We start from the raw sequence: 12,846 nt of genomic DNA, 5'->3' as shown, positions 1-12,846 counted from the left end.
GCTATTATGAGGCTGCTCAAAAGTCTGATGCCGGTTAAACAGGTTTTCCCCACAGCGGGAAGCAGACCTCTGCTTGTTTCAGCAAATGATTATAATGAGTATGTATGCAAGTATGTAAAGCAGGTACCGGCCAACAAACTTGCCATAGAACTAATTGTATCACACTACGCAGAACATTGGCACATTTTCACCCCCAAGGTAAATCTGATAAATATTCAGCAAGAGCATATAAGCGAAGAAGTATTGCGCAATGGTGTGCACAAAAAATGTTTCGATATGCCTTTGATAGGGTCGTTGTACTACCCTTTTTCGCGCGAAATAGATTTGCCCACCATAGAATCGTGGAAACAAAACCCAAAGCAGGTGAAGCAGATTGTAAACCGGCAGGATTTTCTGAAAGCAGCCCTGTTTGATTTATGGCTGGCGAATGAAGACCGTAACCATAACAACTACAACATATTGGTATCGAGCGTAAACGGGAAACGCTTTTTGAATTTTATCGATCACGAAAAGTGCTTTAACTCGGGCGGTATTACCAGCGAAAATTCACTTTGTCTGCTTACCGAAGATGAAACAATTCTGAATACGGAGGTATTACCTTTGCTGTATCCGAAAAAAGCCGATTTGGATGGGGATGCCAATTTTGTGCTTAGTCGGTTCAGAGATTACATAAGTTCTTGCGGTGAATTTACCAATGAAATTATGGGTAAATTGCCTGAGGAGTGGGAAAATGAGGTGGGGGAGGTAAAATTTGGGGTGAATGGGCGTATCTTTGTGGGGAAGTGGGTGAATGGGGTGGAGGAGGCGTTTAAAGAATATTTGAATACAGGTTATACAAACTTTAGCAAATGAAAACCTTTTACAGCATTGTGTATGCCAGTGTCCGCCCTGTTGCTCAGGAACGGATTAGCGTGGGTATGCTCTTGTCTGATGGTGTTCAGGCTAAGTTTGTATGTGCACATAAAAAACTGTTTCTTCTCAAGAAATTACTGCCGGTTGATGCCTATTCTCTTCTCAATCAGTTCTTAACGGGGTTGGAAAAAGAGCTCAGTATGGGTTCTGCACCCAATTCCAAACTTACTCAGGCCGGTTACTGGAGCTATGTGTCCAGCTACAGCAATTCGTTTATTACGTTCTCGGCACCTGAGCCTGTAGCGGTTCGCTTTTCGGAAAAGGCATTTAAAAACCTTTTTGAAAAGTTTGTATTTGATTACGAGGACGAGGTAAAGATGCCGGCTGTGTTTACAGAAGAAATTGGCATTTCAGGTGTTTCTAAGCGACTTTATCCTAAAATCCGGTCGCATGTAAACATCAACCAGTCCTTAACTGTAAATGATATTCCCACTTTACTGATTCCGAAAATTAAGGTTGATTTTATTGGCCGGAACAACAGGCCGGTGGCTGGTGAGATTTTTGATTTTACGGTGGGTACCGTATCCCTGTCGAATAAGATAGGCCAGTTTATCAGCCTGATTAAATCTTTTGAACTACAGAAAGAAAAGGGCAAGTATTTTATTATTGCTGATGAACCAGACCAGGTATCTATGCCAGGGCAGTTTGAAAGCTGGAAACACCTTCATTCATCCGGGCTTGCTGAAATGATCAGTACGGATGAAACCGAAAGAGTTACCGAGTACATGAAAGCGCATGATGTGCGCCCGTTTGTTTCGAACTAATTTCCGGTTTTACTCCACATACACCGGCGCTTTCAACCGCCCGCCGGTAAAGAAATACTTCTTGTAATAATCTTCTTTCAAATCGCTCACAATTACGCCGGAGTGCACGCTGGCGTGTGCAAACTTATCGTTGCCGAGGTAGATGCCTACGTGCGAAATCTGGCCTTTGCGGATTTTGAAAAAGAGGATGTCGCCTTCGCAAAGTTCGGAGCGGGGCACGGAGTCCACTTGCGGATATAAATCGCGGGAACCGCCGCTGAGTCTGATGCAATATACGCTGCGGTACATTTCGGCCACAAAGCCTGAACAGTCGATGCCTTTTTGGGTGTGGCCGGCATACTGGTAGCGCGTGCCCAGCCAGTCGTGAACCTGATAGTAGAGGTAGGGTGTTTGCGCCGAATCGACATGGAGGCCGTGTTTGGCGAAATACACTTTTACCGGATCCATCTTGGGCGTAGCAGCCGCTGGCGGATCGTCGGGGGCGGTGGCGGGCGCAAAGGCGGAGGCAACACACACGAGCAGGGCAAGCAGCAGGTTACGCATGGCAGATCAGTTTACAGGTTCAACGTGTGTGCGGGCGGTGAAGCGGATAAACACTTCGCGTCCGGCACGGGGCTGTATGGAATTGCGCGCCGGTTCAAGCGTATGCAGCTCGAAGTAAGGCGCAAAAAGACTTTTGTACTCAGCCGCCGAGCCGCTAAACGGAGGGCCGCCTTCAAATTCGGCATCAAACAGCACACCGGCCAGTGTGCCGCCGGGCGCAAGCAGGCTGTGCATTTTTTGCACATAGGCCTGACGCAGCGAAGGATGCAGTGCGCAGAAGAAGGTTTGTTCGAGCACCAGATCGTAGTGCCCGGTGTGCGCAAAAAAATCGCCGTTTATGAGTTGTGCGGCGGGGAAATCGGGTACGCGGGCCTGAAAGGCGGCAATGGCCTGTGGCGCAATGTCGAGCACATGCACATGGGTAAAGCCGTGGCGGAAAAGGAATTCGGCCTCCCAGGCATTGCCGGCGCCGGGAATGAGGATGCGCTGGTTGCGGTGCGGGAGCTGCAGGGCAAAATCAGTAAGCGGGGCAGAGGCTGCGCCAATGTCCCAGCCGGTTTTTTGCTCCAGCCAGCGTTGGTTCCAGTATTCGCGTCCGAGTTCCATGCGGGTGCAAAGGTAGGGAATTGGGGCGGAATCGTTTTTTTGGGGGGGGATTTTGGGGGGGCACCTCAAGTTGATCTTCTCTATATTTATCGGCGTAGCTGTTTTGGAGAAGGCTTCACGCGTAATGATGGAAAAGGTGGTAGCGAGAACACCCCACAGTATTATTATATTCAACTTGTGGACACATCCAACAATCTTGAAACTGTAAAAGAGAAGCTAAAAAATTATAAACTTGTGACAGGAATTCATGAGTATCCAAAAACAAAATAGAAGAAGCATTACCACTAACACGGGTTTTGCATCAGGCGGGCTGATGTGCAAACTTGAAGCTTTGTGCTTCTATTGAAGTTAAGTGCTAGCAGACAGTTTAGTGCTCCGAAACCCGCCCGAACGCCAAGCCCGAAACCGTTGGTGGCAATTTAATGACGACACAGACAATACGAAAATGATAGAAAAACTTGTACAACACATCAATGCCCGAGTTGAAAACAAGCTAACCGAAAGCGACATTAACTTGCTTTCTGAGGTTTTTCAATTAAAGAAGTTACGTAAACACCAATACTTAATTGAAGGAGGAGAGGTTTGCAAAATAGCAGCATTTGTTGTAAAAGGGGCTTTAAAAAAATATTCTATTGACAATACAGGCAAAGAAAATATTTTGGAACTCTATATCGAAAATTGGTGGGCTGGTGATAAGGAAAGTTTTTTGATAGGCACGCCAACACCCTACTATATTGATGCTTATGAAGACACTGAATTATTAGTCATAACCAAAGAAAACTTTACTAATAAACTCGGCAAACTGAATTTTATCTCCCAACTCAATAGTGTTTTAACCGAACGGAAGTCGTTTCAACTTATGAAGCGGCTACACTCTTCGCAAACACTTACAGCAGAACAAAAATTAGAAGAGCTTCAAAACAGCTATCCCGAATTTCTTCAACGATTTCCTCAGCACATTATTGCTTCATATTTGGGTATGACAAAGGAAACGCTTAGTCGTATCCGAAGCAATTCCTTAAAAAAATAGCACCTTTTATTATCCCCCCCAAAAAACGTTGATCTACATCAACGTTTTTTTTTGTCTTACCTCATCGTTTAGCCGGTGTTTGATGGTGCAATTTTGTATCGTAAAATTTAACACAAACAGCAATATGTCAAACCTACTAAATGTTAAAGACCTGTATCAAAATTATGTAAATGCAGGCAAGCTGTTAGAAGGCTTCGAAAAGTATTATGCAGAAAATGTAGTAATGCAAGAATTGGGCGAGGAGCCAAGAATTGGCAAAGACGCTAACCGCACGCATGAAATCAACTTTTTGCAAAGTATGAAGGAAGTACACGGTGCAGGTATTTTGAGTTTTGCAGAAGATACTGAAAACAACAAAACAATGGTTGAAAGCTGGATGGACTTGACTTTTGCCAATGGTTTCAGGATGAATATGCAACAGGTAGCTGTACAAACCTGGGAGAATGGCTTAATCGTAAACGAAATCTTTTACCACAAATAGTCAAAACCACAAATAATTAAAACCACAACTGTTAAACATAAAAGAAACGAAAAGATGAAAAAAATATTCTATCCGGTAATGATTGCCATACTCATTGGTACATCAGCATTCAAAGTAGTTAGCAATGCAACGCTTTGGAAAGTAACAGAAGATGCCTATTCGGTGAAATTTACCAGTAGTAAGTTTGAGGGTATCTTTAAAGGATTAAAAACCGAATTGCTTTTTGATGAAAACAACCTTGCGGCATCAAAGCTAACGGCTTCTATTGATACTAAAACCGTTAATACGGGTAACGGGATGCGTAACAAGCATGCCGCTGAGGGTTTGGATGCCAAGAATTATCAAACGGTAAAATTCGTCTCCAGTTCAATCACTAAAACCGCCAGTGGTTATGAAGCAACAGGTGATCTGACGATTAAGAATGTTACCAAGGCAATCAAAATTCCGTTCACATTTACCAAAGCAGCCAATGGCGGAGTATTTGCCGGCAGTTTTTCGGTAAAGCCTGCTGACTATAACGTAACTAAAAGCGGTACTCCGGAAGTACTGGATTTCCAACTTAATATACCCGTAACAAAATGAACTGGAAACAAACTTTCATAATGGGGATAGCAGGCAGCCTGCTATCTTCATTAGCAAGCATCATTTATTTGAATATTTACAAAGAGGCATTTATGGTGGACTTCAGTAAAATTGCCGGTACTTCAAATATTATTGCTGCTTGTTTAATTGGTTGCCTTCTTATGGTTATTGGCTATAAGTTGGCTATAAAATGGAAAGGAACTAAAACTATTGGTTGGTTAAATATTGCATATAGTGTAATTAGTTTTGCCTCAATAGCAGGAGTATTCGGGTTCAACCTGCCATTAGAGACTGAATCGCCCGAATTGTTTCCGGGTTTGATTATCCCGATGCACTTCTTCCCTGTTTTATCAATACTAACAATATTTCCATTCTTTAAATTTGATAATCATGGAAACAACAAATAAGTCTTCGAAAGTAATGAACGTCTTATTATGGACAGCACAAAGTATTCTTGCATTACTATTTATCTGGGCTGCTTATGTCAAACTGTTTCAGCCGTTAGATGAAACAGCCAAAATGCTGCCCTGGGCGAAAGATAATCCGGGCTTAGTAAAAATCACAGGCATTGCAGAGTTGTTAGCGGTGTTAGGCAGCATTTTGCCATCCACATTAAGAATACAGCCTAAGCTTACGGTATATGCTGCTTATGGCATTATTGCTTTAATGATTTCAGCCTCTGTATTTCATATTTCAAGAGGCGAAGCATCACTTATTGGAATGAATATTTTCTTTTTGTTGCTGGCTGCTTTTGTAGCCTGGGGCAGAACTAAAAAAGCACCTATTTTACCCAAAGCCTAATTATAATGGAAAGAAAAGATTTTATTAAAACCATTCTCGGCACTTCAACATTATTATTAACAATGGACGGTATATCAACATTAACAAGTGCAATGTCATTGCAAGAGGCCAACGATTTAAAGCTTGAAAATTCAGATGAAATAGCCTCTTTTGGGGCTGTTCATCTGAATAATACTTCAATTGAAAAGGCCATTACATTTTGGACAAAAGTAATTGGTATGAAGCTGAGAAGCCAGTCTGATTCAATGGCTGAATTTGGAACCGAAAATGCGACATTGGTTGTGGTTCATCAAACAGCTAAATCAGCTTTTATAGAGGGTTATAGTGGTTTATATCATTTCGCTATTCACTTAGCCACTAAAGAAGACCTGGCGAAGGCTATTTATCGCTTGCAACAAAACAAATACTCCTTTTCTCCAATAGATCATACCATGACGCAATCTCTGTATCTGACAGACTATGATAACGTAATGGTTGAATTAGCTTTAGAAACACCTGAGCGATTTAAAAGAGTGATTACAGAAGGAGGTATTTTTATGGAGGACGCGGATGGAACTATCAGAGCGGCATCGGCACCATTAGATACAGAAGAAATTCTCAAAAGCCTTCTTGAAAAAGATTTGAGTAAAATTATTAGTGATGGTGCTAAGATTGGACATATACATTTTTATGCTCAGGATGTTTCACGTAATAATGAGTTTTACAAAAAATTGGGGTTCACTCAATTTAATTTCTTCCCACAGTTTAAATACGCCGATTTAGGTGCGGGAGGAGTTTATCAGCATCGGGTGGCAATGAATTCGTGGCACGGGAACAACAGACCTTTAGCACCAACTACCGATGCCGGATTAAAACATTATCACATTGTTTTCAAATCAAAAGAACAACTCCAGTCTGCGTTAAAAGCAATTGGTAATACAAATGAGGAAGATGGTAATTATTGGGCAACCGACCCAACAGGAGTTAAGATATTACTATCTCATTCATAGAACTCATCTCAAAACTATACTCACGTCTTTTTCGCTCTGGCCTCTCTTCATTTCTTCTTCATCTCAACAATTCAGTGTAGCCAACTATGACCTGCGAAAAGATGCTTTCCATAACGAAAATACTTGTAAAAAACTCGAAAAGTAGTTTTGAGATGAGTTATAGAAAAACAGTTATAAGAAATTAATCTACGAAGCCATGCAAAAAACTATTGGTTATTTTATAGCATTTCTTTTTCTACTCCCTACGCTTGTTTTGGCTCAAACCAAGTATTCTCTAAGTGGTACTGTGAGAGATAAACAAAATGGAGAATTGCTTGTTGGCGCAACAATAAGCTTAGAAGGGAAACCCACATTTGGAACAACTGCAAATGAATATGGATTTTATTCATTAAGCTTGCCAGAGGGAAATCAAACCATTGTAGTATTCTACATTGGTTATGAAGTTCAAAAAATAAACCTGGATATTTTATCCAATAAAAATTTAGATATTTTTCTGTTACCGGCTTCTGTTGAATTGAGTGAGGTTGTTGTTTCGAGCGAAGGGAAAGATCAAAACTTATCTACTGCTCAGATGGGTACTGAGGTTATAAAAATGAAAGACATAGAAAAACTACCGGTGTTATTAGGTGAAAAAGATATACTCAAAACCATTCAACTTCTTCCGGGTATAAAAAGTAGTGGTGAAGGTAATAGTGGATTTAGTGTGCGTGGAGGCGGACTTGACCAAAACCTCATACTGCTTGACGAAGCGCCTGTGTATAATGCGTCACACTTGTTTGGTTTCTTCAGCACCTTTAATAGTGATGCACTTAAAGATGCCACAATTATTAAAGGAAATCCACCTGCACAGTATGGCGGACGACTTTCATCTGTGCTTGATATAAAGATGAAAGATGGGAATAATCAAAAGTTTGAAACAAACGGTGGTATTGGCCTTATTAGCAGCCGTTTGACTATTGAAGGGCCCATTCAAAAAGGAAAATCATCTTTTATCATTTCCGGACGCAGAACGTATGCAGATTTATTTTTGGGTTTGTCTGATCTTTATAGAGACAATAGTTTGTTTTTTTACGATTTAAATATGAAAGCTAATTTTCAAATCAATGATAAGAACAGAATCTATATTTCCGGATACTTTGGCAGAGATATATTAGGCCTGAGCAACAGCTTTAATACGAATTGGGGTAATTCAACCGGAACAATACGTTGGAACAAAATAATCAATACAAAACTATTTGTAAATACGTCATTAATTTACAGCAATTATAATTACGATATCAATTTTAGTAATGAGGTAGTAAATGTTAAACTTCAATCTAAAATACAAGACTGGCATCTTAAAAAAGATTTCTCTTGGTTTTTATCAGATAAGCACACTATCAAATTTGGTATAAATAGCATATACCATACCATTTCTCCTTCTAATATTTCGGGCAGCTTGGAAAGCATTTCTCAGAAGCCACCAAGAACTTCACTTGAAAAGGCGGTCTATATTAACGACGATTATAAAGTTTCTAAACGCCTAACCATAAGTCATGGCTTGCGGCTATCATCATTTACCATTTTAGGCGGAGACATCTATAATATTTATGAAAATGGCATTTTGGTAAACAGTGTTCAACTAAGTAAAGGAAAGCTGGGGAAAACTTATTTTAACGTAGAGCCAAGACTTTCTGCCAATTACAGAATAAATGATGTGAGTAGCATTAAAATCGCATACGCAAGAAATACGCAAAATTTACACTTGTTAAGTAATAGTAACAGCGGCAATCCAACAGACTTATGGATTGGCAGCAGCTACACTGTTAAGCCCGAAATATCAGATCAAATAAGCACAGGTTATAGTAGAAATTTTGATCATAATAATTATGAAGTTAATGTAGAAGCTTATTATAAGAATATGCAAAATCAAATCGACTATCGCGACGGAGCTGAAATTGCATTTAGTGCAGGTAGAGATATAGAAGCTGATTTATTATTTGGCAAAGGAAGAGCATATGGAATAGAGTTTATTGCGAAAAAGAAAGAGGGTAGGCTGACTGGGTGGGTTGCATATACGCTCTCAAAAACAGAAAGAAAAATTGATGGTATTAACAACAACCAATGGTACAATTCAAGATTAGACAGAACCCATGACTTATCCGTTGTGGCATCCTATAACATTTCTCCAAAGTGGTCTTTATCAGGAGTATTTGTTTACAGCACAGGCAATGCTGTTACTTTCCTAACCGGAAAGTACGAGATAAACGGGCAAACAGTTTTTCACTATGATAGCAGAAACGCAGATCGCATGCCCGATTATCATAGACTTGATTTAAGTGCTACCTACGAGGGCAATAAAGGCAAAAAACTTAAAGGCTCATGGACCATTGGTGTGTATAATGTTTATGGACGTCAAAACCCATTTAGTATTGCTTTTCAAGATAATCCAAATAATCCCGGAACTACTCAAGCGATACAAACATCCTTATTCAGATGGATCCCAAGTGTTACCTATAACTTTAAATTCTAATGAAATGAAAACAGCCAAAATTATCTCAGTAATTCTACTCTTTGTTTTAACAGGTTGTGAAAAAGAAGTAGATTTAGATTTAGACAATAAAAGTGGTCAGTTGGTTATAGAAGGGAATATTACAAATCTTGCAGAACCACATTTTGTGCGTATAACAAGATCTGTATCTTTTACGCAATCCAATCAGTACCCGGCAGTAACCAATGCTTTAGTAATAATTAGTGACAACATAAGCTTAAATGACACTTTAACCTATTTAACCGATGGTTACTACGTGACTTCAGGACTCAATGCTGGCGTACCTGGCAGAAACTATCAATTAAAAGTTTTAGTTGATAGTAAAACTTATACTGCCCAATGTGAACTCCCAGAGATGGTGCCTTTAGATGGGCTAAGGATAGTTCAAATGACAAATTTGGGAGTTACCAGTTATGATGTTTTACCAGAGTATATAGACCCATCAATACCGGGTAACTTTTATGGCTTTGCTGTAACAGCAAGTGGTCAAAGGGGTATTACTTTTGAAGTTGAATCAGATAATATTGGTAATGGGGTAGCCAATCAAAGAGGTTTAGAAATACCAAGTGCTGAAGATAATCCTGTAAACACCGGAGACACAATAACAGTAGAAATGCGAAGTATCGCCCCTCAACTTTATACATATTTTAATGCTCTTGCACAAATTGCAGGTAATGGTTTAGGAGGTGGTTCAACTCCTGCTAATCCGCCCAGTAACATTATCGGTGGAGCCTTAGGCTATTTTTCTGCTCATACCAAGCAATTACGCAGTATTACAATCCAATAACGACTATTTTAAAGCACCTTACATCAACTAATCAAAGAGCCTGTTTAAATTTCATCCTTAGGATTTCTTATCGCTCATTTGTCCTCATCCTGCGTTACTTTTCTTGTCGATATTTGCCTGATATCGCCTGCGAGATGCGCCTTGTCTGAGTAAAAATGAACTCATAATAAATATCAAAAACGGATTTTAAACAGGCTCTAATTATTCACATACATTTTTCTTCAATAAATTAATAAGAGATGATATGCTCGGGAAAACATTAATTCTATCAGTTATAAAACTAACAGTTTTTATTTGTTGCCTTGTACAAAACAAGAACGATATTATGCAAAACGACACTCCATTAGTCTATAAAATTAAGAAAACCAAATCTGCTTTGGTAAAATCTCCTTTGTTGATATTATTACATGGACACGGCAGCAATGAAAATGATTTGTTTTCGTTAAGCAACAGTATTCCTGATAATTGGATAGTAGTCTCTGTTCGTGGGCCATATCAGTTAGCCGAAAATAGTTATCGGTGGTATGATGTGAAAATGGTGAACGGGAAAATTGCTATAAATATTGATGAAGAAGAAAGAAGCAGAAAAATGCTAATGCAGTTAATTTCTGAAATAACGCAGAAGTATAATGCAGATAGTAACAAAATTATAGTTGCGGGTTTTAGCCAGGGTGCAAATATGGCTCAATGTGCAGGCCTGGGTACCCCAAATTTAGTTGCCGGATTTGGCGTGTTTAGCGGACGATTTGTAGAAGAGTTTAGTCCGTATGTCAGCCAATCAGCAACACTGAAAAGCAGTAAAGCATTCATTGCTCATGGAAGTGGTGATAATATGCTGCCCAAAACGTATGCAGCTGAAAATATAACCAAACTAAAAGAGTTGGGTGTTCAAATAACTTATTGTGAAGACACTAATGCCCACTCCATTTCGACAAAGCAATGGAGTGAATTTTCTAAATGGCTATTTAATTTCAATTAGGAAAATGAAAAATAAATTAGACAATTCAACTTGTTCGGATATTCCAGAAAAAACTGATGCCTATTGTTGACTTCAATAGCTGTGGGGGTAAAGAAGATTGCGTGGCCGTTTGTCCTTACGCGGTATTTGAAATGCGGCCAATTTCTAAAGAAGACAAGGCCAAACTGAATTTTAAAGGGCAAATCAAAACATTATTCTTCAAAAAAAGGCTTACGTTATTAATCCTGAACTGTGTCATGCTTGTGGTCTTTGTGTTCAGGCTTGCCCGGAAAAGGCGATAAAACTGCCTCCAACATCGGTTTGGCGTAATGAGGGCTGACGGCTTAATTGAACGTTAGTCCTTTTATTTACATTTATGCAAGGTTGACTGGTAGTGCTTCTAATCCCCCACCAACACCAAGCCCCAAACCATTAGCCGTAATCCATGCAGAACATCACCCAAGTCATCGATAAATTAAACTCGTATGAGTTTCACGACACGCCAGTCGCGAGCATGGAATTCAAATCTGGCCAGACCGTCGAATTGGTCCTGCATCTTTTGATATATAATGAAGGTTCCAAAGATTATGACAAGTTGCGTCTGTCCTTTCAAGAAATAAATAAACTGGAATCATCCCCTTTATTTCTAACTTCCAATTCGGAATTAGAACTTTTCAGATTCGACTATGAATACAAGGACGGTTTTTTCTGTAAATTGCAATTGCTATCAGGAATTGGAGAACCAAGCTTGTCAATTGACCTCACCTGTCAAGCTATTGATATTTCCCCTGAATAGACTTCGGCTAACAGCCGTTGCCGTTTGAAGTGCTCCCAAGATCCGCTACTGGATTACGTAGAAAAAATCAGGTAATTATTCACAGCACCTGAACAACCGCTCCCCGAAATTTAACAAACAGGTGTGTAACCGCAGGCCGGTTTTGTGCGTCTTTGTTCATAAAACACCCCTGCTGCGCATATCCCGGAACGGCTTTTGCACGTAATATTGAAGTTCCGCATCAATTTATGAACTACATCGAACTCGATATACAGGTTGAACCGCGCTATCCGGCTGCTGATCTGCTCATTACCGAGCTGAGCGAGCTGGGTTTTGAGAGTTTTGCCGACACGCCCGCCGGTTTTACGGCCTACATTCCCGAATCTGTTTACCACGCCGGTGTGCTGCAGCCGCTGCACGATTTTGATACGGCGCTGGGCACCCTGCACTGGACCGAAAAGCACATACCGGCGCAAAACTGGAATGCGGTGTGGGAAGCTGATTTTCAGCCGGTTGATATAGGCGGGAAATGTATGATACGCGCCCCGTTTCATGCCCCGCCGCCCGCCGGTGTGATGGATATTGTGATACAGCCGCAAATGTCGTTTGGCACCGGGCACCATGCCACCACGCATTTGATGGTAGAGAAGTTATTAACAATGGATGTGGCCGGTAAAACGGTGCTTGACCTGGGCAGCGGCACGGGTGTGCTGGCCATTATTGCCTCGTTGCGCGGTGCGGGGCATGTGGATGCGGTGGACATAGAAGCGCCCGCCGTGGAGAATGCCCGCGAAAACGCGGCACACAATCCGGGAGCCGCTATTCACGTTTATGAAGGCGACGACCGCTTTCTTGCCGGAAAAAACTACGACGTGATTATAGCCAACATAAACCGCAATGTGCTGCTGGCCGCCATGCCCGGCTTTGGCAATGCACTGAACCACGGCGGAACCCTGCTGCTGAGCGGCTTTTTTACCTCCGATACCGACACTCTTACTCATGCAGCCGCCGCACACGGACTAACTACCGTGGCCGCAAATGCCCGCAACGAATGGGCACTGCTGGAACTGACCCGAAACTGAACCAAG

15 protein-coding genes and 1 pseudogene are annotated in these 12,846 nt (G+C 41.0%); 14 read left to right on the top strand and 2 right to left on the bottom strand.

Translation table 11 applies throughout. The features are described 5' to 3' along the window. Window positions 1-6 precede the first annotated feature (6 nt). Entirely contained in the window at window positions 7-852 is an 846-nt protein-coding gene (locus tag IM638_09490) for a hypothetical protein (GenBank protein ID MCA6363260.1), read from the top strand. Then, a complete protein-coding gene (locus IM638_09485; protein ID MCA6363259.1) occupies window positions 849-1,676 on the top strand; it encodes a hypothetical protein in 828 nt (275 codons plus the stop codon). The genes IM638_09490 and IM638_09485 overlap by 4 nt, the downstream gene beginning before the upstream one ends. 9 nt (window positions 1,677-1,685) lie before the next feature. Here the strand turns inward: IM638_09485 and IM638_09480 are convergent, their stop codons facing one another. Next, a complete protein-coding gene (locus IM638_09480) occupies window positions 1,686-2,219 on the bottom strand; it encodes a C40 family peptidase (protein MCA6363258.1) in 534 nt (177 codons plus the stop codon). Window positions 2,220-2,225: 6 nt separating this feature from the next. Beyond that, entirely contained in the window at window positions 2,226-2,825 is a 600-nt protein-coding gene (locus IM638_09475; GenBank protein MCA6363257.1) for a methyltransferase domain-containing protein, read from the bottom strand. Window positions 2,826-3,270: 445 nt separating this feature from the next. Between IM638_09475 and IM638_09470 the strand changes: the two genes are divergently transcribed. From IM638_09470 to prmA, 12 genes and pseudogenes are all read left to right on the top strand, one after another. Next, window positions 3,271-3,855, top strand: coding sequence for a Crp/Fnr family transcriptional regulator (locus tag IM638_09470; GenBank protein ID MCA6363256.1), 585 nt, complete (start codon window positions 3,271-3,273; stop codon window positions 3,853-3,855). Window positions 3,856-3,979: 124 nt separating this feature from the next. After that, the gene (locus IM638_09465) at window positions 3,980-4,336 is read left to right on the top strand and encodes a nuclear transport factor 2 family protein (protein MCA6363255.1); all 357 of its coding nucleotides are present in this window, start codon (window positions 3,980-3,982) and stop codon (window positions 4,334-4,336) included. Window positions 4,337-4,390: 54 nt separating this feature from the next. Further along, a complete protein-coding gene (locus IM638_09460) occupies window positions 4,391-4,918 on the top strand; it encodes a YceI family protein (protein MCA6363254.1) in 528 nt (175 codons plus the stop codon). Next, the gene (locus IM638_09455; protein MCA6363253.1) at window positions 4,915-5,325 is read left to right on the top strand and encodes a hypothetical protein; all 411 of its coding nucleotides are present in this window, start codon (window positions 4,915-4,917) and stop codon (window positions 5,323-5,325) included. Before IM638_09460 ends, IM638_09455 begins: the two co-directional genes overlap by 4 nt. Further along, window positions 5,309-5,719, top strand: a complete 411-nt coding sequence (locus IM638_09450) for a DoxX family protein (protein ID MCA6363252.1) — start codon at window positions 5,309-5,311, stop codon at window positions 5,717-5,719. Before IM638_09455 ends, IM638_09450 begins: the two co-directional genes overlap by 17 nt. 5 nt (window positions 5,720-5,724) lie before the next feature. Beyond that, window positions 5,725-6,708: a VOC family protein gene (locus tag IM638_09445; protein ID MCA6363251.1), complete on the top strand. Its 984-nt coding sequence runs from the start codon at window positions 5,725-5,727 to the stop codon at window positions 6,706-6,708. A gap of 196 nt (window positions 6,709-6,904) precedes the next feature. Next, window positions 6,905-9,220 (top strand): TonB-dependent receptor, encoded by a 2,316-nt coding sequence (locus IM638_09440; protein MCA6363250.1) that lies wholly within the window; start codon window positions 6,905-6,907, stop codon window positions 9,218-9,220. A 4-nt stretch (window positions 9,221-9,224) separates the two neighbouring features. Then, window positions 9,225-10,025, top strand: a complete 801-nt coding sequence (locus tag IM638_09435) for a DUF4249 domain-containing protein (GenBank protein ID MCA6363249.1) — start codon at window positions 9,225-9,227, stop codon at window positions 10,023-10,025. A gap of 325 nt (window positions 10,026-10,350) precedes the next feature. After that, window positions 10,351-11,004 (top strand): esterase, encoded by a 654-nt coding sequence (locus IM638_09430; GenBank protein MCA6363248.1) that lies wholly within the window; start codon window positions 10,351-10,353, stop codon window positions 11,002-11,004. A gap of 56 nt (window positions 11,005-11,060) precedes the next feature. Further along, window positions 11,061-11,323 (top strand): annotated as a pseudogene (locus IM638_09425) (ferredoxin family protein). Window positions 11,324-11,428: 105 nt separating this feature from the next. Then, complete coding sequence (locus tag IM638_09420) at window positions 11,429-11,779, top strand: hypothetical protein (GenBank protein ID MCA6363247.1); 351 nt, start codon at window positions 11,429-11,431, stop codon at window positions 11,777-11,779. Between the two features lie 227 nt (window positions 11,780-12,006). Further along, the gene (gene prmA, locus IM638_09415) at window positions 12,007-12,840 is read left to right on the top strand and encodes a 50S ribosomal protein L11 methyltransferase (GenBank protein MCA6363246.1); all 834 of its coding nucleotides are present in this window, start codon (window positions 12,007-12,009) and stop codon (window positions 12,838-12,840) included. The last annotated feature ends 6 nt before the right edge of the window (window positions 12,841-12,846 follow it).

The organism is Bacteroidota bacterium (assembly GCA_020402865.1).
Lineage (GTDB): Bacteria > Bacteroidota > Bacteroidia > Palsa-965 > Palsa-965.
Note: the sequence above shows the minus strand (reverse complement) of the source record. Positions and strands in the feature narration are given on the sequence as shown.

Bases quoted from the DNA above. Each gene is read 5' to 3' on its own strand.
- IM638_09490 (MCA6363260.1), top strand. From the start codon at position 7: ATGAGGCTGCTCAAAAGTCTGATGCCGGTTAAACAGGTTTTCCCCACA.
- IM638_09485 (MCA6363259.1), top strand. From the start codon at position 849: ATGAAAACCTTTTACAGCATTGTGTATGCCAGTGTCCGCCCTGTTGCT.
- IM638_09480 (MCA6363258.1), bottom strand. From the start codon at position 2,219: ATGCGTAACCTGCTGCTTGCCCTGCTCGTGTGTGTTGCCTCCGCCTTT.
- IM638_09475 (MCA6363257.1), bottom strand. From the start codon at position 2,825: ATGGAACTCGGACGCGAATACTGGAACCAACGCTGGCTGGAGCAAAAA.
- IM638_09470 (MCA6363256.1), top strand. From the start codon at position 3,271: ATGATAGAAAAACTTGTACAACACATCAATGCCCGAGTTGAAAACAAG.
- IM638_09465 (MCA6363255.1), top strand. From the start codon at position 3,980: ATGTCAAACCTACTAAATGTTAAAGACCTGTATCAAAATTATGTAAAT.
- IM638_09460 (MCA6363254.1), top strand. From the start codon at position 4,391: ATGAAAAAAATATTCTATCCGGTAATGATTGCCATACTCATTGGTACA.
- IM638_09455 (MCA6363253.1), top strand. From the start codon at position 4,915: ATGAACTGGAAACAAACTTTCATAATGGGGATAGCAGGCAGCCTGCTA.
- IM638_09450 (MCA6363252.1), top strand. From the start codon at position 5,309: ATGGAAACAACAAATAAGTCTTCGAAAGTAATGAACGTCTTATTATGG.
- IM638_09445 (MCA6363251.1), top strand. From the start codon at position 5,725: ATGGAAAGAAAAGATTTTATTAAAACCATTCTCGGCACTTCAACATTA.
- IM638_09440 (MCA6363250.1), top strand. From the start codon at position 6,905: ATGCAAAAAACTATTGGTTATTTTATAGCATTTCTTTTTCTACTCCCT.
- IM638_09435 (MCA6363249.1), top strand. From the start codon at position 9,225: ATGAAAACAGCCAAAATTATCTCAGTAATTCTACTCTTTGTTTTAACA.
- IM638_09430 (MCA6363248.1), top strand. From the start codon at position 10,351: ATGCAAAACGACACTCCATTAGTCTATAAAATTAAGAAAACCAAATCT.
- IM638_09420 (MCA6363247.1), top strand. From the start codon at position 11,429: ATGCAGAACATCACCCAAGTCATCGATAAATTAAACTCGTATGAGTTT.
- prmA (MCA6363246.1), top strand. From the start codon at position 12,007: ATGAACTACATCGAACTCGATATACAGGTTGAACCGCGCTATCCGGCT.